This window comes from Stenotrophomonas sp. STEN225 (assembly GCF_056756445.1).
The window spans coordinates 37,265-59,153 of the sequence record NZ_JBRRBV010000001.1 but is presented as its reverse complement, the minus strand read 5'-3'; the positions used below and the strand labels follow the sequence as shown (position 1 = coordinate 59,153).

The 21,889-nt window shown below is 68.4% G+C and carries 26 protein-coding genes; 15 read left to right on the top strand and 11 right to left on the bottom strand.

The window, feature by feature from the left end; all coding sequences use genetic code 11:
- The first annotated feature begins 62 nt into the window (after nucleotides 1–62).
- From ACVOJ1_RS00295 to rnfB, 7 genes are all read left to right on the top strand, one after another.
- A complete protein-coding gene (locus tag ACVOJ1_RS00295) occupies nucleotides 63–1,994 on the top strand; it encodes a DUF885 domain-containing protein (RefSeq protein WP_346479879.1) in 1,932 nt (643 codons plus the stop codon).
- Between the two features lie 16 nt (nucleotides 1,995–2,010).
- Nucleotides 2,011–3,081 (top strand): serine hydrolase domain-containing protein, encoded by a 1,071-nt coding sequence (locus ACVOJ1_RS00290; protein WP_065174862.1) that lies wholly within the window; start codon nucleotides 2,011–2,013, stop codon nucleotides 3,079–3,081.
- The gene (gene gloA2 / locus ACVOJ1_RS00285) at nucleotides 3,078–3,482 is read left to right on the top strand and encodes an SMU1112c/YaeR family gloxylase I-like metalloprotein (RefSeq protein WP_053519946.1); all 405 of its coding nucleotides are present in this window, start codon (nucleotides 3,078–3,080) and stop codon (nucleotides 3,480–3,482) included. Before ACVOJ1_RS00290 ends, gloA2 begins: the two co-directional genes overlap by 4 nt.
- 148 nt (nucleotides 3,483–3,630) lie before the next feature.
- Entirely contained in the window at nucleotides 3,631–4,074 is a 444-nt protein-coding gene (locus tag ACVOJ1_RS00280) for a DUF2147 domain-containing protein (RefSeq protein WP_053519945.1), read from the top strand.
- Nucleotides 4,075–4,176: 102 nt separating this feature from the next.
- A complete protein-coding gene (gene metG / locus ACVOJ1_RS00275; protein WP_065174861.1) occupies nucleotides 4,177–6,255 on the top strand; it encodes a methionine--tRNA ligase in 2,079 nt (692 codons plus the stop codon).
- Nucleotides 6,256–6,330: 75 nt separating this feature from the next.
- The gene (locus tag ACVOJ1_RS00270) at nucleotides 6,331–6,921 is read left to right on the top strand and encodes an HAD family hydrolase (protein WP_065174860.1); all 591 of its coding nucleotides are present in this window, start codon (nucleotides 6,331–6,333) and stop codon (nucleotides 6,919–6,921) included.
- A gap of 25 nt (nucleotides 6,922–6,946) precedes the next feature.
- Nucleotides 6,947–7,360: an Rnf electron transport complex subunit RnfB gene (gene rnfB / locus ACVOJ1_RS00265; protein ID WP_080375344.1), complete on the top strand. Its 414-nt coding sequence runs from the start codon at nucleotides 6,947–6,949 to the stop codon at nucleotides 7,358–7,360.
- Nucleotides 7,361–7,409: 49 nt separating this feature from the next.
- Here the strand turns inward: rnfB and ACVOJ1_RS00260 are convergent, their stop codons facing one another.
- Nucleotides 7,410–7,757 (bottom strand): RidA family protein, encoded by a 348-nt coding sequence (locus ACVOJ1_RS00260; RefSeq protein ID WP_049426796.1) that lies wholly within the window; start codon nucleotides 7,755–7,757, stop codon nucleotides 7,410–7,412.
- A gap of 158 nt (nucleotides 7,758–7,915) precedes the next feature.
- On the opposite strand from ACVOJ1_RS00260, the gene mprF reads away from it, so the two are divergent.
- Complete coding sequence (gene mprF / locus ACVOJ1_RS00255; RefSeq protein WP_164151994.1) at nucleotides 7,916–10,480, top strand: bifunctional lysylphosphatidylglycerol flippase/synthetase MprF; 2,565 nt, start codon at nucleotides 7,916–7,918, stop codon at nucleotides 10,478–10,480.
- 52 nt (nucleotides 10,481–10,532) lie between these two features.
- Here mprF and ACVOJ1_RS00250 read toward each other — a convergent pair whose 3' ends face one another.
- The 4 genes from ACVOJ1_RS00250 to ACVOJ1_RS00235 all read right to left on the bottom strand — a co-directional run bounded on the left by ACVOJ1_RS00250 (nucleotide 10,533) and on the right by ACVOJ1_RS00235 (nucleotide 13,410).
- A complete protein-coding gene (locus ACVOJ1_RS00250) occupies nucleotides 10,533–11,876 on the bottom strand; it encodes a virulence factor family protein (protein ID WP_253118657.1) in 1,344 nt (447 codons plus the stop codon).
- 93 nt (nucleotides 11,877–11,969) lie between these two features.
- Nucleotides 11,970–12,587, bottom strand: a complete 618-nt coding sequence (locus ACVOJ1_RS00245) for a DUF998 domain-containing protein (RefSeq protein ID WP_262218622.1) — start codon at nucleotides 12,585–12,587, stop codon at nucleotides 11,970–11,972.
- Nucleotides 12,584–12,757 carry an oxidoreductase-like domain-containing protein gene (locus ACVOJ1_RS00240; RefSeq protein ID WP_262218621.1) on the bottom strand — a complete coding sequence of 58 codons (174 nt, stop codon included), beginning with the start codon at nucleotides 12,755–12,757 and terminating at the stop codon, nucleotides 12,584–12,586. Before ACVOJ1_RS00240 ends, ACVOJ1_RS00245 begins: the two co-directional genes overlap by 4 nt.
- A 50-nt stretch (nucleotides 12,758–12,807) precedes the next feature.
- Nucleotides 12,808–13,410: an HD domain-containing protein gene (locus tag ACVOJ1_RS00235; RefSeq protein ID WP_053519939.1), complete on the bottom strand. Its 603-nt coding sequence runs from the start codon at nucleotides 13,408–13,410 to the stop codon at nucleotides 12,808–12,810.
- 229 nt (nucleotides 13,411–13,639) lie between these two features.
- Here ACVOJ1_RS00235 and ACVOJ1_RS00230 point away from each other — a divergent pair, with 229 nt between their 5' ends.
- A complete protein-coding gene (locus ACVOJ1_RS00230; protein WP_262218620.1) occupies nucleotides 13,640–14,788 on the top strand; it encodes a tetratricopeptide repeat protein in 1,149 nt (382 codons plus the stop codon).
- Between the two features lie 7 nt (nucleotides 14,789–14,795).
- On the opposite strand, the gene ACVOJ1_RS00225 is transcribed toward ACVOJ1_RS00230, so the two are convergent.
- Nucleotides 14,796–15,131 carry a zinc ribbon domain-containing protein YjdM gene (locus tag ACVOJ1_RS00225; RefSeq protein ID WP_053519938.1) on the bottom strand — a complete coding sequence of 112 codons (336 nt, stop codon included), beginning with the start codon at nucleotides 15,129–15,131 and terminating at the stop codon, nucleotides 14,796–14,798.
- A gap of 166 nt (nucleotides 15,132–15,297) precedes the next feature.
- Between ACVOJ1_RS00225 and ACVOJ1_RS00220 the strand changes: the two genes are divergently transcribed.
- The 3 genes from ACVOJ1_RS00220 (at nucleotide 15,298) to ACVOJ1_RS00210 (ending at nucleotide 17,376) form a co-directional block, all read left to right on the top strand.
- Nucleotides 15,298–16,659: an Hsp70 family protein gene (locus ACVOJ1_RS00220; RefSeq protein ID WP_164151987.1), complete on the top strand. Its 1,362-nt coding sequence runs from the start codon at nucleotides 15,298–15,300 to the stop codon at nucleotides 16,657–16,659.
- 229 nt (nucleotides 16,660–16,888) lie between these two features.
- Nucleotides 16,889–17,182 carry a YkgJ family cysteine cluster protein gene (locus tag ACVOJ1_RS00215; RefSeq protein ID WP_346479934.1) on the top strand — a complete coding sequence of 98 codons (294 nt, stop codon included), beginning with the start codon at nucleotides 16,889–16,891 and terminating at the stop codon, nucleotides 17,180–17,182.
- Between the two features lie 11 nt (nucleotides 17,183–17,193).
- Nucleotides 17,194–17,376, top strand: coding sequence for a hypothetical protein (locus ACVOJ1_RS00210; protein WP_053519936.1), 183 nt, complete (start codon nucleotides 17,194–17,196; stop codon nucleotides 17,374–17,376).
- A 48-nt stretch (nucleotides 17,377–17,424) separates the two neighbouring features.
- Here ACVOJ1_RS00210 and ACVOJ1_RS00205 read toward each other — a convergent pair whose 3' ends face one another.
- The 3 genes from ACVOJ1_RS00205 to ACVOJ1_RS00195 are packed head-to-tail and all read right to left on the bottom strand — an operon-like array spanning nucleotide 17,425 to nucleotide 19,423.
- On the bottom strand, nucleotides 17,425–18,306 hold the full coding sequence (locus tag ACVOJ1_RS00205) for a DUF4097 family beta strand repeat-containing protein (RefSeq protein ID WP_053519561.1): 882 nt from the start codon (nucleotides 18,304–18,306) through the stop codon (nucleotides 17,425–17,427).
- A gap of 8 nt (nucleotides 18,307–18,314) precedes the next feature.
- Nucleotides 18,315–18,848 carry a hypothetical protein gene (locus ACVOJ1_RS00200; protein ID WP_053519560.1) on the bottom strand — a complete coding sequence of 178 codons (534 nt, stop codon included), beginning with the start codon at nucleotides 18,846–18,848 and terminating at the stop codon, nucleotides 18,315–18,317.
- A complete protein-coding gene (locus ACVOJ1_RS00195; protein WP_065174854.1) occupies nucleotides 18,845–19,423 on the bottom strand; it encodes an RNA polymerase sigma factor in 579 nt (192 codons plus the stop codon). The genes ACVOJ1_RS00200 and ACVOJ1_RS00195 overlap by 4 nt, the downstream gene beginning before the upstream one ends.
- A gap of 124 nt (nucleotides 19,424–19,547) precedes the next feature.
- Here ACVOJ1_RS00195 and ACVOJ1_RS00190 point away from each other — a divergent pair, with 124 nt between their 5' ends.
- Complete coding sequence (locus ACVOJ1_RS00190; protein ID WP_053519558.1) at nucleotides 19,548–19,727, top strand: hypothetical protein; 180 nt, start codon at nucleotides 19,548–19,550, stop codon at nucleotides 19,725–19,727.
- Between the two features lie 35 nt (nucleotides 19,728–19,762).
- On the top strand, nucleotides 19,763–20,356 hold the full coding sequence (locus ACVOJ1_RS00185) for a mechanosensitive ion channel family protein (protein ID WP_080375333.1): 594 nt from the start codon (nucleotides 19,763–19,765) through the stop codon (nucleotides 20,354–20,356).
- 10 nt (nucleotides 20,357–20,366) lie between these two features.
- Here ACVOJ1_RS00185 and ACVOJ1_RS00180 read toward each other — a convergent pair whose 3' ends face one another.
- Both ACVOJ1_RS00180 and ACVOJ1_RS00175 read right to left on the bottom strand, forming a co-directional pair.
- Nucleotides 20,367–20,633, bottom strand: coding sequence for a DksA/TraR family C4-type zinc finger protein (locus ACVOJ1_RS00180; RefSeq protein ID WP_053519557.1), 267 nt, complete (start codon nucleotides 20,631–20,633; stop codon nucleotides 20,367–20,369).
- A 125-nt stretch (nucleotides 20,634–20,758) separates the two neighbouring features.
- Nucleotides 20,759–21,316, bottom strand: a complete 558-nt coding sequence (locus tag ACVOJ1_RS00175) for a DUF2058 domain-containing protein (protein WP_053519556.1) — start codon at nucleotides 21,314–21,316, stop codon at nucleotides 20,759–20,761.
- A 63-nt stretch (nucleotides 21,317–21,379) separates the two neighbouring features.
- Between ACVOJ1_RS00175 and ACVOJ1_RS00170 the strand changes: the two genes are divergently transcribed.
- Nucleotides 21,380–21,880 carry a M48 metallopeptidase family protein gene (locus ACVOJ1_RS00170; RefSeq protein WP_346479878.1) on the top strand — a complete coding sequence of 167 codons (501 nt, stop codon included), beginning with the start codon at nucleotides 21,380–21,382 and terminating at the stop codon, nucleotides 21,878–21,880.
- The last annotated feature ends 9 nt before the right edge of the window (nucleotides 21,881–21,889 follow it).

The following is a 21,889-nucleotide window of genomic DNA, read 5'->3' as shown; positions in this document are numbered from 1 at the left end:
GCGCTGGCCGTACGCGGCCGGATCGTGCAAGCTCCACGGTCTGTGTTCCACGGAAGCTCCTGATGCCGTATTCCACCCGCGCCCTGGCCGCCGCCATTGCCGCGTTGTTCCTGTTCAGCGCCGTTCCGTCGGCCGAAGCTGCGAAGAAGAAGGCCAGCCGGCCCGCTGCGACGCAGAGCCGTCCGGCGGCCAAGCCCAACGCGCGGCCCAGCACGCGCGCCACCGCACCGGCACGCAGCGCCACCCGCTCCCCCGCGCGCCCGGTCGCCGCCGCCCGCACTGTGCCCAAAACGGTCCAGCTGGAGCGCCTCTATGACGAATACTGGGATGCGTCGATGCGGTTGAACCCGCTGCAGGCGACCTTCCAGGGCGAAACCCGCTACAACGACCAGCTGCCGAACATCCTGTCCGCGGCGTGGCGCCAGCAGTCGCATGACTTCACCGTGGAGTGGCTGGGCAAGGTCGAGAAGATCGGCAGCGACGGCCTGCAGGGCCAGGACCTGCTGAGCTACGAGATCTTCGTGCGCGACGCGCGCGCGACCTTGGCCGCCGAGCCGTATCCCAGCTGGATGATGCCGATCAGCCAGTACTACAACGTCGGCAGCATCATGGCCATTCTCGGTGCCGGCGCGGGTGCGCAGCCGTTCAATACCGTGCAGGACTACGACACCTGGTCGCGCCGCTCGCTGGGCATTCCGGCGCTGTTCGACCAGGCCATCGACAACATGCGCCAGGGCATGAAGGCCGGTGTGGTGCAGCCGCGCGACCTGATGGAAAAAGTGCTGCCGCAGCTGGATGCGGTGATCAAGCCGACCGCCGAGGAAAGCATCTTCTGGTCGCCGATCCGGACCATGCCGGAGTCGATTTCCGCCGAGGACAAGGCGCGCATCAGTGCCGAGTACAAGCGCATGATCGAACTGCGCATCATGCCGTCCTACCGCGCCCTGCGCGGCTTCATCGCCACCGAGTACCTGCCGGCCACGCGGACCAGCAGCGGTCTGGGCGCCCTGCCCAATGGCCAGGCGTGGTACGCCAACCTGATCGTGCAGACCACGGCCAGCGAACAGACACCCGCGCAATGGCATGCGCTCGGCGAACAGCGCGTGCAGGAGCTGCAGGCGCAGATCGCCGCAGTGATGAAGGATGCGAAGCTGCGCGGCACGCCGACCAAGCTTCTGCGCAGCATGCGCAGTGATCGCCAGTTCCAGTATGGCGACGCCAACGCGCTGCTCGGCCGCTACCGCCAGGTGCAGCAGCAGGTCGCCACGCGCCTGCCGCAGGTGCTCGACACGCTGCCGAAGGCTGCCCTGGACATCCGTGCAGTGGAGCCCGAGCGTGCGCTCACCGCGGCCGCGGCCTCCTACCAGCCGACACAGCCCGGCGAGGCCGGGGTGCTGTATGTGAACACCCGCGACCTGCCCAGCCGCAAGCGCTGGAACGTGCCGGTGCAGTACCTGCATGAAGGCATTCCCGGCCACCACGTGCAGCTGGGCCTGCAGCAGGAGCTGGCCAAGCAGCCGCGCTTCCGGCGTGCCGGCGGCGACCTGGCCTTCATCGAAGGCTGGGGCCTGTACTCGGAAACGCTGGGGGAAACGCTGGGCGTCTACACCGATCCCTACGACCGCATCGGCTATCTCTCCTCGCGCCTGCTGCGCGCAGCGCGCGTGGTCGCCGACACCGGCGTGCATGCCCAGGGCTGGAGCAAGCAGCAGGCCGTCGCCTACCTGCAGAAGACCGTGGACATGAGCAGCGATGATGCCAATGCCGAAGTGGAGCGGATCATGGCCCAGCCCGCGCAGGCGCTGTCCAACGTGGCCGGCCTGACGACCCTGCTGGCACTGCGCGACAAGGCCAAGGCACGCCAGGGTGCGGCATTCGACCTGCGCCGTTTCCATGCCGAACTGCTGAAGGATGGCTCGATGCCGCTGGACGTGCTGGAGCGGAAGATGGAACGATGGCTGTCACAACCGCCGGGGTCCGCGCCCACCCCCTGATCGCCACGGAGCCCTCATGCGTCCCGCCACCGTCGTGTTCGCTGCCGTACTGGCCCTGCTGCCGCAGGCCGCGCCTGCCGCACCGGCGGTGATGCCGCCGGATGCGGGCATCGATGGCCTGATGCAGGCCTACGATGGCCAGGTGCCGGGAGCAGCGGTACTGGTGCTGCACGACGGGCAGGCGGTGTTCCGCCGCGGGTACGGCCTGGCGGTGGTGGAAGATGGCACTGCGGTGACCGCGGCCAGCAATTTCCGGCTGGCCTCGGTGAGCAAGCAGTTCACCGCCGCCGCCGTGCTGCTGCTGGTGGAAGAGGGCCGCCTGGGCCTGGACCAGCCAGTGCGACGCTGGCTGCCGGAACTTCCCACCGCGGCGTCCTCCGTCACCCTCCGTCACCTGCTGTCGCATACCAGCGGTCTGCCCGACTATGAGGGCCTGATGGACCCCGCCGACAGCCGCCAGGTGCACGATGCGGACGTGCTGGCGCTGCTCGCACGCGAGGACCGGCTGGATTTCACACCGGGCACTGCGTACCGCTACAGCAACAGCGGATATGCGCTGCTGGCGCTGATCGTCGGGCGCGCGTCGGGCCAGGATTTCGCCACCTTCCTGCAGCAGCGGATCTTCGGCCCGCTGCACATGAGCCACACCGTCGCCCACCAGGACGGCGTCGATACGGTCACTGCGCGGGCCTACGGCTACAGCTGGCTCGACGGTCGCTGGCAGCGCACCGACCAGAGCACCACCAGTGCCGTGCTGGGTGATGGCGGCATCTATTCCTCGCTGGACGACCTCGCCCGCTGGGATGCCGCACTGTACGACGACCGCCTGCTGTCAGCCGCATCACGGCGGGCGATGTTCAGCCCGGCCACCGCAACCACCGAACCGGACGTACCGCATTACGGCTTCGGCTGGCGCCTCAACGGCCCCATGCAGTGGCACAGCGGCGAAAGCATCGGCTTCCGCAATGTCATCCTGCGCTATCCGGACCGGCATCTGACAGTGATCGTGCTGAGCAACCGCAACGACCCCGAACCCTATCCGCTGGCGCTGAAGATCGCCCAGCGCTGGCTGGACATCCTGCAATGACCGACGATCCGACCGCCCTGCTGGGCATCCATCATGCCGCGCTGATCTGCAGCGACTATGCGCGCTCGAAGGATTTCTACGTGCGCATCCTCGGCCTGCGCGTACTGGCCGAGAACCACCGTGCCGCGCGCGATTCGTGGAAGCTGGACCTGGCACTGCCCGATGGCGGCCAGCTGGAACTGTTCTCGTTCCCGTCACCACCGCCGCGGCCCAGCCGCCCGGAGGCACAGGGCCTGCGTCACCTGGCCTTCCGCGTGGCCGCGCTGGAGCCATTCATCCAGCGCCTGGCCAGCTGCGGCGTGGACTGCGAACCGGTCCGCGTGGACGAATACACCGGCCGCCGCTTCACCTTCTTCGCCGACCCGGACGGCCTGCCGCTGGAACTCTACGAAGTCGGCTGATGGCTCGGGGTCAGATCCCTTTTCCATCGGGAAAGGATCTGGCCCCACTCACCTGCTCGACCCGGCACCCCCTTCCCCATACCCCGCCGAATGGGTATACAGTCGGCGTGTACCGGCACCGTGCCGGAATGAACCCTGGGAGGGGACCATGCGCAAGACCTTCAAGACCCTGCTGCTGGCGCTGCCGCTGTGCCTGGCGGCGCTCTCGGCGCAGGCCGCCGATGGCGCGGCCGGCCGCTGGAAGACCATCGACGACAAGACCGGCCAGGTGAAGTCCATCGTCGAGATCAGCCAGGCCGCCAACGGCACGCTGTCCGGCAAGGTGGTGGACATCCTGCACTCGGACAAGGGTCCGAACCCGGTCTGCGATGGCTGTGAGGGTGCCAACAGGAACAAACCGGTGAAGGGCATGACCATCCTCTGGAACCTGAAGGCCGACGGCGCCAGCAAGTGGTCCGGCGGCACCATCCTCGACCCCGCCAACGGCAAGACCTACAAGTCGAAGATGGAACTGCAGCCGGGTGGCAACAAGCTGGACGTCTCCGGCTGCATCGCCTTCATCTGCCGGGCGCAGACCTGGGTACGCGAGTAAGCCACCGGCCCGTCCGTGCATTCCCGTGACCCGGCCCCGGCCGGGTCACCTCGTTGCGGGCATGCGATAATCTGCGGTTCCCCTCGGCTTCACCCCGCGACCATGACCCGTACCGCGCTCGTCACCACCGCCCTGCCCTACGCCAACGGCCCGCTGCATCTGGGCCATCTGGTCGGCTACATCCAGGCCGACATCTGGGTACGTGCACGGCGAATGAGCGGCGGCAGGACCTGGTTCGTCTGCGCCGATGACACCCATGGCACGCCGATCATGCTCGCAGCCGAGAAGGCCGGGGTAACCCCGGAGGCCTTCATCGCCAGCATCCAGGCCAGCCATGAACGTGATTTCGCCGAATTCGGCGTGGCCTTCGACCACTACGATTCGACCAATTCGGCAGCCAACCAGGCGCTGACCGAGGCGTTCTACCTGAAGCTGGAAGCGGCCGGCCACATCAGCCGCCGTTCGGTGGCCCAGTTCTACGACCCGGCCAAGGGCATGTTCCTGCCGGACCGCTACATCAAGGGCATCTGCCCGAACTGCGGCAGCGCCGACCAGTACGGCGACAACTGCGAAGTCTGTGGCGCGACCTACAGCCCCACCGATCTGAAGGAGCCGAAATCGGTGATCTCCGGCGCTACGCCCGAGATCCGGGATTCGGAGCACTTCTTCTTCGAGGTCGGCCGCTTCGAGGGCTTCCTGCGCGAATGGCTGGCCGGCGACGTCGCGCTGCCCGGGGTGAAAGCCAAGCTGATGGAGTGGCTGGACGCGGAGGGCGGCCTGCGCGCGTGGGACATCTCGCGTGACGCGCCGTACTTCGGCTTCCAGATCCCGGGCCATCCGGGCAAGTACTTCTACGTCTGGCTGGACGCGCCGATCGGCTACCTGTCCAGCTTCCAGACCCTGTGCGGCACGCTCGGCGAGGATTTCCAGGCCCACCTGCGCGCCGGCACCGCCACCGAGCTGCACCACTTCATCGGCAAGGACATCGTCAATTTCCATGGCCTGTTCTGGCCGGCGGTGCTGCACGGCACCGGCCACCGCGCACCGACCCGCCTGCACGTCAACGGCTATCTGACCGTTGACGGCGCCAAGATGAGCAAGTCGCGCGGCACCTTCGTGATGGCGCGCACCTTCCTCGATGCAGGACTGGAACCGGAAGCGCTGCGCTACTACTACGCGGCCAAGTCCGGCGGTGGCGTCGACGACCTCGACCTGAACCTGGGTGACTTCGTCGCCCGCGTCAACGCTGATCTGGTCGGCAAGTTCGTCAACCTGGCCAGCCGCTGCGCGGGCTTCATCAGCAAGCGTTTCGACGGCCTGCTCGCCGCGCAGCTGCCCGATGCCGCCCAGTACCAGCGCTTCATCGACAGCCTGGCGCCGATCCGCGAAGCCTACGAGCGCAACGATCCGGCGGCGGCGATCCGCCTGACCATGACCCTGGCCGACGAAGCCAACCGCTACATCGACGACGTCAAGCCGTGGGTGATCGCCAAGCAGGAAGGCGCCGACGCGCAGCTGCAGGCCGTGTGCAGCCAGGGCCTGAACCTGTTCCGTGTACTGGTCACCGCACTGAAGCCGGTACTGCCTTCCACCGCCGCCCAGGCCGAGGCGTTCCTGGCCGCGCCAGTGGCCGACTGGACCGACCTGGCGCAGCCGCTGCTGGCCCATCGAATCGCCGACTACACCCCACTGTTCACCCGTATCGACCCGAAGAAGATTGACGCCATGATCGACGCCTCCAAGGACACCCTGCAGCCGACCGCCGCTGCCCCCGCCGCCAAGGCCGACGCTGCCAAGCCGGCGGCTGCGGTGCCGGCCAGTGCCGCAACGGCCAGCGCCGAGGCACCGGCCTACATCGGCATCGACGACTTCGCCAAGCTCGACCTGCGCATCGGCAAGGTGCTGGTGTGCGAGTTCGTGGAGGGTTCGGACAAGCTGCTGCGCTTCGAGCTGGATGCCGGCGAACTGGGCAAACGGCAGATCTTCTCCGGCATCCGTGCCAGCTACGGCGAGCCGGAAGCGCTGGTCGGCCGCAGCGTCGTGTTCATCGCCAACCTGGCCCCGCGCAAGATGCGCTTCGGCCTGAGTGAAGGCATGATCCTGTCGGCAGGTTTCGATGGTGGCGCGCTGGCGCTGCTGGACGCCGACAGCGGCGCGCAGCCGGGCATGCCGGTCCGCTGATGCACTGCGCGGGTGCGGCCACGGCCGCTCCCGCCGGTCACGGCAACGACGGGACGCACCACGGGAGGCATCGGAATGGAACTGGCGCTGTTCGACTTCGACCATACCGTCACCACCTGCGATACCTATGGCCGCTTCCTGCGCCGCGTGGCCACCGCCGAGCAGCTTGCGCAGGCGTGGTGGAAGGTGGGTCCGTGGCTGGCGGCGTACCGGCTGAAACTGATCTCGGCCGAACGCATCCGCGCCCGCGTCACCCGCCTCACCTTCAGCGAGCGCCACGCCGACGACATCGCAGCGCTGGCCACCGGCTTCTCGCGCGAGTTCCTGCCCGAGGTGGTGCGCCCGGAAATGCTGGAACAGATCCGCTGGCACAAGGAACAGCAGCACACCGTGGTGGTCGTGTCCGGTTCGCTGGATCTGTACCTGCGTCCCTGGTGCGAAACGTTGGGTCTTGAACTGATCTGCAACCGCCTTGAGAGCCGGGACGGACGCCTGACCGGCCGTTACCACGGCGGCGATTGCGGTCCTCGCAAGGTCGAGCAGATCCGCCGCCGTTTCGATCTGTCGCGTTACACGCGCATCCACGCTTATGGCGACAGCGCAGAGGACCGGCCGATGCTGGCCCTCGCCCACGAACGCTGGTTCCGTGGCAAACCCCTGAAATGATCCATACGCGCAGCCTTCGCCACGCATGAGCCTGATTCCGCCGCTGACCGAACGCCTGGACCGACTGTTGCCGCAGACGCAATGCGGACAATGCGGCTATGACGGTTGCCGCCCCTATGCGCAGGCGATGGCGCGCGGCGAGGCGGGCGTGGACCGCTGCCCGCCGGGCGGCGATGCGGGCGCGCGTGCACTGGCCCAGGTACTGGGTGTGCCGGCACTGCCGTTTGATCGTACGCGCGGCGAACACAAGGCGCCGCAGGTTGCGGTGATCGTCGAGGCCGACTGCATCGGCTGCACCAAGTGCATCCAGGCCTGCCCGGTGGACGCGATCGTCGGCGGCGCGAAGTACATGCATACCGTGATCGCCGACCTGTGCACGGGCTGCGAGTTGTGCATTCCACCGTGTCCGGTGGACTGCATCGTGCTGCGGGAACGGTAGCGGTGCCAGCTCCCTTCCGGCAGGAAAGGGAGCTGACACCCGCCCGCCGTTACGGCACGGCCGCCGTCACCACGATCTCGACCTTCCACTCGGCGTGTGCCAGCTTGGCTTCGACCGTGGCACGGGCCGGGGTCGCACCCTCGACCACCCATTCGTCCCATGCCTTGTTCATGCCGTCGAAGTCGGCCATGTCGGCCAGGAACACTTCCGCGCGCAGCACATGCTGGCGATCACTGGCCACCAGTGCCAGCAGCTTGTCGATCTCGGCCAGCACCTGCCGGGTCTGTCCGGTGATGTCCTGGCTGGTGTCCTCCGGAATCTGGCCGGAGAGGTAGGCAACCTTGTTGTACACGGTCATTTCGGACATGCGCGGTCCGACGTCGTAACGCTCCATCATGGGCGTGGCTCCTGCGGGTGATCAGGCCTGCATTGTCCTCCAAACCGGCGGCGGGTGGGGCTCCTGCACCACCGCTGTTCAAATGCCTTCGAGAGGCGCACGATGCGCCACGCCCGCGTTGACACCGCCCTCGCCCTCCCTGCCGCACCCTTGCGCCGATGACCGTCCCTTCCGATCCCGCAACCGCTCCGTCCATCCCGGTCTGGAAGCGGCTGCTTACCATCTTCGTTCCCCTGCTGATCCTGGCCCTGGCCCTGCATGGCCTGGCCGGCGAGTTCGACGAACATGGCTACCGCGCCATCCGCCAGGCGTTCCATGCACTCAGCGCAACGCAGATCGCACTGACCGTGACGCTGGGCCTGGCCAGTTATGCCTGCCTGATCGGCTTCGATGCCATCGGCCTGCGACGCAGCGGCATCCGCGTGCATCCCGCGCGCATCGGCATCACCGCGTTTCTCGCCCACACCCTGGGCCAGACCGTCGGCTTTGCGGCCTTGACCGGCGGCGCGGTGCGCCTGCGGGGCTATCGCGGTGCCGGGCTGGATCTGGCCCAGATCGGCCAGGTCGTGCTGATGAGCACGCTCGGTTTCATGTTCGGTGCATGGCTGTTGATCGGCCTGGCGTTATGCCTGGAACCCTCAGCGGCGGCGCTGGCGCTGCCGTTGGATTCCGGCGCCGTGCGCGCGGTCGGCATTGCCGCCCTGCTCGCCTATCTGGCCACGGTGCTGCTGGTCGGCCGCAGCGGACGCCAGTTCCGTGTGTTCGGCCACGCCCTGTGGCTGCCCGACCGGCTGACCATGCTCGGCGTCACCGCGCTCAGCGTGATCGAACTGGTGCTGGCCAGCGCAGCGTTTTACGTGCTGCTTCCGGACTCCACGCCCACCGGGCTTCCCGGCTTCGTCGGCCTGTACCTGGTGGCGGTGCTGGCAGGCCTGGTCTCGACCGTTCCGGCCGGCCTGGGCGTGTTCGAGTGGAGCCTGCTCAAGCTGCTGCCGCAGGTGGCACCGGCGGCGGTGCTGGCGGCCGCGCTGATCTACCGCGTCACCTACTACGTCCTGCCGCTGCTGCTGGCCACCGTGCTCGCGCTTGCGCCTGCACTGCGGCGACCGCTGCGGGCCAGCGCCGGCGCCACCCGCGCCGGCTGGAACGCGCTGCGCCCCTGGCTGCCGCAGATCATCGCGCTGGCGGCTTTCAGCATCGGCGCCGCCCTGGTCATCGATGGCACCTTGCCGACCCCGCGTCGCCATCTGCTCAATGCATCGCTGCCGATCCTGGAAACATCGCACCTGATCGGCAGTCTTGGCGGTGTCGCCCTGCTGCTGATCGGCCAGGGCCTGGCCCGGCGCAGCCACGCCGCTTGGATGCTGGCGATGGCGGTCTGCGTGATCACGCCGCTGCCGCTGTGGCTGCGCGGCGGCCAACCGTTGATCGCGGTATCGGCCGTACTGGTCGCGATGGCACTGTGGGCCGCACGCCGTGAGTTCTACCGCCAGGGTGCGCTGCTGGATGAGGCGTGGTCGTGGCCATGGTTGCGCAACCTGGGGCTGGTGCTGGTCGCGGTCACCTGGCTGCTGTTCTTCACGTACAGCCATGTCGAGTACCAGAACGAACTCTGGTGGCAGTTCGCACTGTCCGGCAACGCGCCGCGTGCGCTGCGTGCGCTGCTGGTGGTGGCCATCGCCCTGGTGATGTTCGGCCTCGCCCGTCTGCTGCACAGCACGCGCAGCCCGCTGCCGGCCGCTGACGAAGCCACGCTGCAGGCGTTGGCACCGGTGCTGGCCAGCGCCACCGACACCCAGGCCTGCCTGGTGCTGACCGCCGACAAGGCAGTGCTGCGCGACGATGCCCGGCAGGGCTTCGTGATGATGCAGCGCTACGGCGGCTCGTTGATCGCGATGGGTGATCCGGTCGGCCCGCCGGAGGTCGCACGTGCGTTGATCTGGCGTTTCCGTGAGGAAGCCGACCGCCTCGGCCTGCGCCCGGTGTTCTACCAGGTGGGCGAAGCCTACTGGCAGACCTATCTGGATCTCGGCCTGGGCCTGGTCAAGCTGGGCGAGGAGGCGATCGTGCCGCTGCACGACTTCGGTCTGGAAGGCCGCGAACGCGCCGACCTGCGCCAGGCATGGAACCGCGGCAAGCGCAGTGGCCTGTCGTTCCGGGTGGCGCCGGTGGAAGAGGTCCCCAGCCTGCTGCCGCGCCTGCATGCGATCTCCAATGCCTGGCTGGAAGACAAGTCCGGTGACGAGAAAGGATTCTCGCTGGGCAGCTTCGATCCCGATTACCTGGTGCGTTTCCCGGTCGCGCTGGTCGAGGCCGAAGGTCGGATCGTCGCCTTCGCCAACCTGTGGCAGGCGCCAGCCGGTGCCGAGCTGTCGGTGGACCTGATGCGGCACGTCAACGACGCGCCGAAAGGCACGATGGATTTCCTGTTCATCGAACTGTTCCTGTGGGGCCGGGCGCAGGGCCATGCGCGTTTCTCGCTGGGCATGGCGCCGCTGTCTGGGCTGGCCCAGCATCGCCTGGCGGGCCGCTGGAATCGTCTTGCCGGCCTGCTGGCACGGCATGGTGAGCGCTTCTATGGCTTCAGTGGCCTGCGCCGCTTCAAGTCGAAGTTCGATCCGCAGTGGCGCCCGCGCTACCTGGCGGCGCCCGGTGGCATGCACCTGCCGGCAGCCCTGCTGGACGCCACCCGCCTGATTTCGCTGGATCCACGCCGCGGCTGAGCCACCCGACCGCCGGGCATGGCCCGGCGCTGCTCCTGCAGGCGTGTGCTGATTACGTGCCGCCCTTGAGGATGACCTCGGCCAGACGATCGTAGTCGCCACCGAAATGGTGGTCGCCAGGCAACCGGATCCTGCGCACGCCCTCGTTCGCAGGCAGGTCCGGACACAGCGCGTCCTCATCCTTGTCGCCATAGACGCACAGGGTCTTGGCCGCCGGCAGCCTGGCCACTTCCGGCGCGATCGGCAGGCCATCGCCGCCACCGCCCAGCCAGTTGCTGACATGGAACTCGAAATCGGCCTTCCGCCCCACGGAGAGCAGCACGATGCGCTCGAGTGCTTCGCGGCTGCCGGCATCGAGCCGGTTGATGGTGGCCGGCAGCACGTCGGCGCCCTGCGAGAAGCCGATCAGCATCACCTTGTCGCGCCGCCATTGCTGGCGGTAGTGGTCGATGATCTTCTGCAGGTCAGCGGCAAACCCCTCCGGCGTGCGTTCGCTCCAGAAATAACGCAGCGAATCGATGCCCACCACGGCCACGCCGTGTTCGGCCAGCGACGAGGCCACGTCCTTGTCCAGTCCCGCCCAGCCGCCATCACCGGAGACGAAGATCGCCAGCGTATCGCCGTCACCGTGCGCGGGGACTTCCACCACGGGCAGGCCCTTCAACGCCGCCGGCGGCGGTGCCAGGCTGATGCCGGCCTGCGCACCGATCACCCGCGCGGCAGCCACCAGTCCCGGCGTGGCATCGCCGCGGGCGCTGCGCTTGAATCCGCGCGCCATCGCGACCTGCTGCACGAACGGACCCGCTCCCTGGCCCCTGCAGCCCATATCGCCGATGGCATTCAACCAGGGAAAGTTCAGTTCGGCCGGTTGCAGCCGCCCCTCCTTGACGCCGTCTCCGCAGACCATGCGTTCGTGGGCATGGTCGGGACAGAAGCCGGAGGTCAGCAGGCCGGCGAACACCTGGGTGTCGGCCTGTGCGGCCAGGCTGTAGGCCAGCTCGGCACCCTCACCATCGCCGCCGACCAGCGGCAGGTGATAACCCGGCAGGTGCAGGAACGCCTGCACCCAGCGCGAGAAATTCTCGACGTCGCCAGCACCGAACGAACAGGTGCTGTCGCCTTCGCGTTCAAGCACGCCCCGCAGGTGCGCCACATCCACCGCCGCCACCAGCGCACCGTCGGCACGCAGTGCTTCGATCGGCGCCAGGCTGGCAGCGCCATAGGGACCTTCGTGGAACCAGATCACCACCCGCTGCGGCACTCCCGCCGGCAGATGCACCGGCACCTGCTCGAATCGGCCATGGCTGACCTGCTGCACGGATGCCGCGGCCACCGCCGGCAACGCCGCCAGTGCCATCACCAGTCCCATCGCCCTGCCCAACCCTGCACGCGTCATGTCGCAACCCCAGTGGAATGCGCACACGATACGCCGCCACCGCGTGCACGACACGTACCGGTCACGGCCGTTCGCCGGGCCCGCGGCCAGGGTTCAGGCGCGCGTGCGCGCCAGACCGCGCCGGTACAGGGTGACGGCCAGCCAGAGCAGCCAGCCGACGATCACGGCGATCACCAGCTTCTGCCCCAGCCCGCGCGGCGGCCCGTCACGCCAGAGCACATGCAGCCACAGCAACGCGAAGGCCAGCCAGGCCCAGCCCCACAGCAGGGCAGCACTGCGCTGCCAGCCCGGCTCGCGACGCAGGTACCACGCCTGCAGCAGCATGCCGACGCTGGCACACAGGAAGGCCGTGTTGGCAGCCACGCCATGCACCAGCGGCGCCAGCAGCGGCGTCGCCTGCGGCAGCCAGCTGTCGCCGATGGCGACCGTCGCCAGGCCCACGGCGGACACGGTGAACAGCAGCGGCGCGGCCGCGCTGCGGCGGGGCCCCACGCTGTGACGATAGAGCGCGATGCCGAGCGCGGCGATCGCCACCGCCAGCAGGCAGTAGGCGGCGCGCAGCGCCAGACCCCAGGGACCGTGCAGGTACAGGCTCAGGGTCGCGCGCATCCAATCCAGATCAGCGCGCGCGAACTGCGTCCACAGGGCCGCCGCCACGAACAACAGGAGCGCCACCAGGGCCAGCAGCGCAGCCGGACGCGCTCCGGTCATGGCGTGGCCTCCGGGTGCCGCGCCTTCCATTCGGACAATGCCTTGCGGTAACGCTGCAGCTCTTCGGCATACAGATCGAGTACGCACAGCGGGCAGCCGCTGCCGCAGCACTCGTTGGGACCAGGTTCTTCCGGTGCGGTCGGCCGGGGATCAGGATCGGGAACGGACACGGTGGGCGGCGCTACCTTGCAGATGCAGGCCGCCAGTGTAACTGCCCCGCTCAGGTGTCCAGCCGGCGGCGCAGGTTCGCGCGTGCCGCGGCATCCAGGCGCTGGTGGAAGAAGTCGCTGAGGAAGATCCGCGGTGCGCGCAGCAGCCCCTGCAGGAAGCGGCGGCGGCCGGCGCGGTACAGGAAACCCGGGACCACCCCCTGGTACTCCTCGGCCACACCACGATCGTAGGCATCGAACACCGGTGCAGGCGCACCCAGGATCGCCATGTCGCAATCCAGGAACAGCGCCGCTTCGGCGTCGACATCCGCAGGACCGAGTTCGCCATGACGGGCAGTCAGCAGGATCAGCTGCTCGACGCGGGCGGCGTCGATGCCCGCCAGCGCAGGCTCCTGCGCGATGGCCTGCACGGCCAGTGCCGCCGAGCGTGCCTCGTTGTCCTTGCGTCCCGCCTCGTAGACCGCATCGTGGTAAAGCGCGGCCAGAAAGACCTCGGCGGGCTGCCGCCAACCCGGTCCATCGGCGACGTCCTGGCAGTGCTGCAGCACCGCGCGCACGTGGCCGAAGTGATGGTACGCGCGTGGCGGCGTGGCATATCGGTCCTGCAACGCCTGCCACTGCGCCGGATCGAGCGGGATCGGGGCGAAGTCCATGCCGGCATGATCCTGCCAGACGCCCCGGCCAGCAAGCTGGACAATAATTCACCACGCACTCACAGCCGCCGTCCGGCAAGGGCGGAGCACAGTTGTCCACAGCTTTGCCGAGCGCTGGTCCACATCGCCTGTGGATGACCGCGCCGCCGACCGGCGGTCGATGCACCGGCGCACGGGCAGGACTACACTCGGCGGCAGGCGGATGCGCCCGCCGCTGCCGGGAATTGCCATGCAACGTCCTGCCACCCGATTCCTGCTGCTCGCCCTGCTCGCGCTGGCAGCGCCGGCCGCCGTCGCCCTGGACGGTCCTGCCGCCGCACCGGCCGTTCAGTACCGCCCCGCCCCAGCGAGCGTGCCGACCGCAGACGAAGTGCTGGCGATTCCGCCGGCGCTGCGCGCGATGCTGACCCGACAGGTGATCGCGCGCAGCCACTCGCGCGACCAGCGCCTGCAGGCCCTGGTGGAGATGATCTTCGATCGGCAGGGACTGGATCTGCAGTACGACGCCGACGCGACCTATACCGTCGGCGAAGTCTGGCAGTACCGCCGCGCCAACTGCCTGGCATTCACGCTGCTGTTCGTGTCGCTGGCACGCGAGGCCGGCATCCAGGCCCGGGTGCAGGAAGTCGGCAGCGTGGTGTCCTGGTATCAGGAGCAGGACCAGGGCGTGGTCTACAGCGTCGGCCACGTCAATGCCGGGGTCGACGTCGGCGGCCGCTTCGGCACGGTCGATCTGGACCGCAACGTGCTGTACGACCGCCACGGCCCCCAGCCGATCGACCGTGCCCGTGCGTTGGCGCACTTCTACAACAATCGTGGCGCCGAACGCATGGCCAGCGACGATCTGGATGGTGCCCGGGTGTTCTTCGATGCAGCGGTGGCGCAGGACGCGCGATTCGCACCGGCCTGGAACAACCTGGGCGTGCTGGACAACCGGAAGGGAGACACCGCCGGCGCACGTCGTGCGCTGGAAATGGCACTGCGCCTGGACGGCCGTCAGGATGCGGCACTGAACAACGCCAGTGCGCTCTACCGGCGGTTGGGCCTGGTGGCAGCAGCGCAGCAGCTGGAGCGCCGCCTGCGCGCCGTACAGCGCGAGGATCCGTTTGCCCAGTACATGCTCGGGGCCCGCGCCGAACGCGCAGGCGACCTGGCGGAGGCCATCCGCTGCTACCGCCGGGCGGTGCGCCTGTACGATGCCGCACACCAGTTCCATTTCGGCCTGGCGAGGGTGTACTTCCTCGCCGGCCAGCTGGCCCGCGCCGACAAGGAACTGACACGGGCCCAGGAACTCGGCGGGGCGCCGCAGCAGGCCCGCTACCAGGCCAAGCTGGACAGCCTGGCCCGCTGGCGGGCGCAGCAGCAGGCCAGGCGCTGAGGGCCCGTCAGGCCTTCTTGAGGAAGCAGGTTTTCAGCACCAGCCCCTTGATCTTGTCCGAGTTGCCTTCGATGTGCTCCGCATCGTCCTCGACCAGCCGGATGTTGCGGATCACCGTGCCCTGCTTGAGCGGAATCGAGGAGCCCTTGACCTTCAGGTCCTTGATCACGGTCACGGTGTCGCCGGCCTGCAGGGTGTTGCCGTTGCTGTCACGCACGACCAGCGCCTGCCCCGCGCCCTCCTCGGCGGTCCATTCGAAGCCGCAATCGGCGCAGATCCACAGCGCGCCATCGGCATAGGTGTTTTCCAGGGTGCACTGCGGACAAGCGGGAACGGACGACATTGCAAGTACCTCAAAATGAATCAACGGCCGCCATTGTAACCGCCCGCTCTTTTCACCCGTTCTCCCGCGGCCGCTCCCCCTGCCCGCCCGAGATGGCCGGCGGGCGCTTGCAGCGGCCGCAAACTGCAGCAGAGTGCGCGGCCCTTGTCCGTCCCTGGAATTCCGCATGCGCCTCGGCATCGACTTCGGTACCAGCAATTCTGCCGCCGCCATCGTGCACGAGGGCCGCCTGTTGCCGATCCGCTTCGGCGATGCCGAACAGTTCCGCACCAGCGTCTACTTCCCAGGCGTGGTACCCGATCCGGACGACTTCCAGCCCGATGCCAGCCAACAGCATGCGCTGGAGCAGATGATCGACAGCGCGGCGCGTGCCGCCCGCGCTGCCGGCCAGGAGCGCCCGCCGCAGGCACTGCGCCGCGAAGCACTGCGCGCACTGCGCCGCGAATGGATGGAAGCCCGTGCCCGCGAAGCGCGCAGCGCCAGCGACCTGCTGCAGAACGCGATCTACGGCGATGACGCGCTGGAAGCCTATTTCGAGGAGCATGAAGGCAACCTCGTGCAGAGCCCCAAGTCGATGCTCGGCTACAACCTGCACCCGCGCGCGAAGCAGACCATCACCGGCATTGCCGCGCATATCCTTGAGCACATCCGCCTGACCGCCAGCGCGCAGCTTGGCCAGCCGCTGCGCACCGCCCTGCTCGGCCGCCCCGTGCAGTTCCGCAGCTCGATCGGCGAGGCCGGCAACGCGCAGGCACTGGACATCCTGCGCGAGGCGGCGGCGCAGGCCGGCTTCGACCGCATCGATTTCCTGGAAGAACCTGCCGCAGCGGCGATGCACTATCACGCCGGAAGCGCGACACGGCACCAGGCCGTGATCGTCGACATCGGCGGTGGCACGACCGACATCGCCCATGCCGAAGTGGGGGGACCAGTGCCCCCGCATATCCACCGTGCCTGGGGCATCGCCCGTGGCGGCACCGACATCGACCTGGCCCTGAGCCTGTCCAGCTACATGCCGCTGTTCGGTCGTGGCATCACCCGCGTGCCCGCCCACCACTACGTGGAAGCCGCCACCGTGCAGGACATGACCCGCCAGCGCGACTTCCGCCAGCACAACTACGATGCGGTCGACGCACCCTGGGGCCCGCGCCTGCAGGCACTGCAGGACACCGGCAACACCGCCCGCCTGTACCGTGATGTCGAGCGCGCCAAGATCGCCCTGAGCAGTTCTGCCACGCACCGCAGCACGCTGGACTACATCGGCCGCGACCTGCACGCCGACAGCAGTGCCGAGGGCCTGGCCAGTGCGGCCAATGGCTACCTGGAACAGATCCGCACGCTGCTCGCCCAGGTGCGCAGCGACATCGGCGGCGACCCGGACGCGGTGTTCCTGACCGGTGGCATGTCCCGTGCGGGTTACCTGCGCCAGGCCGTGGCGGAGGCGTTTCCGGGTGCCCGGATGGTCTACGGGGAGCCTTCACTCGGGGTGGTACAAGGCCTGGCGCTGGCCGCAGCCAGCCGGGATTAACAAAACGTTACGCAGGGTTTGCTACCCTCGGTAGGCTTGATCCACAGCTGTACCTTCCATCGGCCCTGCCGGTGTGTGTTCCGGGTGCAGCGCGGCCCGCCACGCGGGTCTTGCGGCCGTGCCTTCCTGGCTCGTTCATGGCCGCGCATCACCCGAGCCGCCATCGAGACCCGCTTTGGGCACCCGCCAGGCCCCTGTGGCCTTACAACCTGACGCCGCACCTGCACCCATCGACTGCCGCCGTTGTGACGCGGTCTGTTGCCGGCTGCCGGTACTGCTGCAGCCCGGCGACCACGTGCCCGGCCAGTTCCTCGCGCGCGACGCCCACGGCCGGGCCGTGATGGCGCGCAACGAGGAAGGCTGGTGCGCGGCGATCGATCCCTATCACCTGCGCTGCACGATCTATTCGCAGCGCCCGGCGATCTGCCGCCAGTTTTCGATGGGCGGCGATGACTGCCGCCGCGAGCGGCAGGGTTACCTGCGCCAGGCCGATGCCTGTGCGCTTTCCTCCCCTTCCACCTGACAGGAGCAACCATGCCCCGCAAGGCAAAGACCCCCGCGAAGGCTAACAACAGCATCCGTAGCGAACGCAAGGGTGCAGCCGCCAGTACTGTGGTCAGCAGCGACTCGATCGCGTCTGACCTGGCCGCGTTCCGCAAGGCCGGTGGCAAGATCGAAGTGCTAGGTACGACCTGGGCGCTGAAGAAAGCCAGCTGACCCTCCCTGACCGCGGCGGCGCTGCCGCCGCGGCCTGCCGGTCGATGCTCAGCGGTCCAGTCGGACCCGCACGCTGCCCGAATGCGACTGGATGCGGATATCGCCGTCACCGCCCCCCAGCCGCGTGTCGAGATTGCTGCCCGGCCCATAACGCGGCCGCTCCACCGTGCCGGCATCACTGTTGATCGAGCCGCTGAAGCTGTTCACCGACAGCTGCGCCGATACGGTCCGCGGCAACCGCAGATTGACCGATGCGCTCACCGATTCGACGTTGATGCGCCCCCCCGGCGCCAGACCGGCAGCGGCCAGTTCGATGCTGCCTGACACCGTCTCCACCGCCAGGCGCTGGATGCGCCCCGCATCGACATCCACGCGTCCGGACACGGTCTGCGCACCGATGTCGCCGGACACGCCTCCCCCCGCGTCAATGCGGCCGCTGACGGTGTTCACGTCCAGCCGCGGCGTCTGCAGGCGGGCAGTGACGCTGCCGCTGACCGTGTTGAGCTTGGTGTCGCCGCTGCGGCCTGCCGCGGACAGGCTGCCGCTGACCGTATCGGCCTGCAGCCGACGCACATCGATGCCACTGATGTCCTGGCTCGCACTGACGGTGCTGAGCAGCAGTTCCGCCGAGCGTGGCACGTTCAACACCAGGGTGGCCCCGCCATTGTTGCTGCGGCGTGGATATTCCACCTCCCACCGCACGCGGTTGGCACTCTTCTCCTGACGCAGCTGCAGGCCGTCGCTGAGGCTGCCGGTGAGCTGGACCTCGTTGCGGTCCCAGCCGCGCACGGTGACCTTGCCGGCCACGTTGCTCAGTTCAATCCGGCCACCGGTGGCGAGTGCATGGCGTTCGTCGACGCGCGTGTCGGCCAGTGCCACAGCCGGTACCAGCAGCAGCGCGGCGCAGCAGAAAAGAAGGGGTCGCATCATGGGTCTCCTCAGGTTGTCAGTCCGGCGGCGGCCTGCGCCGCCTGCCGGGTCAGTTCCAGCCGCAGCGCATAGGTGCGCTTGAGCTGTCCAAGCAGGTGCGGCGCACGTGGATCCTGCGCCATCGCCGCGCGGATCTGCTCCGCGCTGCGGTCGAGTTCGTGCAGGGCCGGTTGCCACTCCGCTGCCCCGCCCTGCGGCAGGGAGGCCACCGCCTGCTGGTACTGCTCGGTCATCGCTGCGGCCTGCAGCTGCAGCCCGGAAGGCGCCGGCGTGGCCTGCGGCGGCTGCCACCACGGTGCCACCGCGTAGACCGCCAGGCTGGCGGCCAGCGCCGCGCCCACCGGCAGCCACCAGCGCCGTCGCGGACGCGGCGTCATCGCCACCACCTTGCCTGCTGCCGGGAGCGGTCCGGGGGCGGACCCGCGCGGTGGCAGGCTGGCCGACAGCCGCGCCCAGCCGTCCTCCGGAACGCTGCGCTCGCGGGGCAAGGCGCGCAGGCGCGCGAGCAGATCGTGGTCGTAGTCGGGGTCGTTCATCGTCATGTCATGTCTCCCAGCCGTGCACGCAGCAAGCCACGCGCACGATGCAACTGTGCCTTGGAACTGCCGACAGCCATCTGCAGCTGCTCGGCGATTTCCTGGTGTTTCCAGCCTTCGATGTCGTGCAGCACCAGCACCGCCCGCGCCCGCGGGGGCAGCGTCGCCAGCGCACGTTCCAGGTCGCGCTCCGTGCCGGCGCAGCGGTCATGCACGGCCAGCTCCGGTACACCACCGTCCACGTCATCCAGGCTGTCGTGATCGTGTCCTCCCGCCCGGCCGCGCAGTTCCATCAGCGCGGCATTGACCCCGAGACGATGCAGCCAGGTCGACAGGCTGCTTTCGAAACGGAACCCGGGCAGTGCCTTCCACGCCTGCAGGAACGCTTCCTGCAGCGCATCCTCCGCACGTGCCTGCTGGCCGCCACACAGCCTCCACAGCACGGCGAACACCCGTGGCGCATGGCGTCGATACAGCAGTTCGTAGGCCGCTGTATCGCCACCGGCTGCCGCCCGTACCAGGGCGGGTTCGTCGACGGCGTCGGAGGCAGCAGGCGGTGCGGGCATGGTGGTGTCGAGCATAGTCCTTGGATGCGCCAGTCCCGCAGAAGGTTTAGATCGGATTCCTGCCAGGCACGATGCAACCTTTTCGGCGGCCGCTGCATCCATGGAGGGTCCTTCGTGAAATACCGTCCGGGAGCCCGCCATGTCCAGCCCATCGTGTGCCGCCCTGCTGGCCGTCGCTGCCTGCGTCGCGCTGCAGGTGCTTGGCCTGTCGCTGCAGCTCCACCCCGAGCGCGGCCGGGCCTGCCTGCAGCAGCAGCGCCAGGAGCTGGTGTGCCTGGCGTGGAGGCCGATGGTCGAATCGCCGGCACGTGCCGGGTAACATCGGCGACCACCACCGCTACCTGCTGTCGCCCCATGATGTTGTCGCTGAAGGATCACCTGCCGGCCTGGACCCATCCCTGGCTGCACAACATGGGCATCGCCCTGCAGATCGCGCTCGTCCTGCTGGCCGCCTGGCTGCTGCGGCTGCTGGCGCGCCGCCTGATCCGCCGCTTCGCCGACCACTACACCCTGCCGCCGGAAATGGTGATGGGCGCGCGCCGCATCACCAGTTTCGTGGTCTATTTCAGTGCACTGCTGTACATCCTGAGCCTGCTGGGGGCCTCACCGGCAGTGCTGTGGACGGCATTCACGGGCTTTGCAGCCGTCGGTGCGGTGGCCTTCTTCGCGGCCTGGAGCGTGCTCTCCAACATCTTCTGCACGCTGCTGATCTTCACTACCCGCCCGTTCCGCCTGCATGACTACATCGAGGTGCTGGAGAACGGCGAGAAGCCCGGACTGAAGGGCCGGGTGATCGATGTGAACCTGATCTACACCACGTTGCAGGAGACCGGCGAAGGCCACGAAGGCACGGTGCTGCAGCTGCCGAACAACCTGTTCTTCCAGCGCACCGTACGCCGCTGGCGCGATCCGGCACAGGCGCCGGGCGGCATCCAGGGCGACGGTTGAGCCGCCCACATCAACGCAGCTGGCTGTCTTTGCTGCCGCGACGGTTGTAGCTGCTGTGCGCCTGCTCTTCCTCATCGTGCGCCTGCTGGCAGGCCACGCACAGCCGTACGCCGGGCACGGCGTTGCGCCGCGCCAACGGAATCGGTGCGTCGCATTCCTCGCAGTGCTCCAGACCCGGGCCCTGGCGCAGCTGGCGCCGCGCGCGGGCAATCGCATCGTCTACCGTCGCGTCGATCTGGTCCTGGACCGCGCCATCTCCCGCCCAACCGGTAGCCATGTCCGTCCTCCGCAGGTGTGTGGCCTGATATGGGGACGATACACCCACGGAAAAGGCCGGGCAGTGCCCCGCCCGGCCCGTGCTTCAGCTACCTGTCTGCCCGTGGGGACGCCTGCGGCAGCGGCTTACCAGACCAGATCGTCAGGAATCTGGAACTGCGCGTAGTAGGCATCATCTTCGGCGTTGCCGGTGGAGATCTCCTCCGTCGAGCCCGGCTGCCCGTGGTCGACCACGATGGCTTCCGGCGCGCGCTCGCGCACCTTTTCCGCCGCAGCACGGGGCAGCAACGCGTAACCCTCGCCCTGGGCGACGATGACCAGCACGCCCACCGACAGCGCCTTGCGCAGCTTGGGGTCGATCAGCAGGGTGCGGATCGTGCTGCCATCGCTGAAGCGATACTCGTCCTCGCCCTTATGCGGCACGGCATGGGCAGCGATGATCTGCTTTGCCTGCGCCTTCTGCTCGGCCAGCCTGGCCTGTGCGTTGCGCTCGGCGGCCAGGGCACGATCACGCTCGATCTTCTCGGCGCGGGCGCGTTCAGCCTCACGCTGGACCTCGGCCGACGTCGATTCAGCCTTGCCCTGGCGCGCCTTGGCCTGTTCGCGTGCGGCGGCGCTGGCCTGCGACTTCTTGGCCAGGCCGGCCTTGAGCAATTGTTCCTGCAGCGCGTTGGGCTTTGCCATGGTCGGTGCGTACCGCGTGTAATCTTGGATGCCCCCATTCTACCGACGCCCCGCCGCCCCTGCATGGCAGTCCTGAAGTACCTCACCGGTTATCCCGAACCCCTGGTCGCCCAGGTCAGCGAACTGCTGGCGCAGGGCCGGCTCGGCCCGTGGCTGCAGCAGCGCTATCCCGAGCCCCATGAGGTGCGCAGCGACCGCCAGCTCTACGACTACACCCAGGAGCTGAAAGACCGCTACCTGCGCAAGTCGGTACCGCTCAACAAGGTCTGCTACGACAGCACGCTGGAAGTGATCAAGCATGCATTGGGCACGCATACCGCCATTTCCCGCGTGCATGGCAGCCGCCTCAAGGCCAGCCGTGAGATCCGCATCGCCACGGTGTTCCGGCAGGCGCCGGCCGCCCTCCTGCGCATGATCGTGGTGCACGAGCTGGCGCACCTGAAGGAAGCCGACCACAACAAGGCCTTCTACCAGCTCTGCCAGCACATGGAGCCCGATTACCTGCAGCTGGAATTCGACACCCGCCTGTACCTGACCGAGCTGGCCAACCGCAGCCAGCGCTGACCGCGCGCA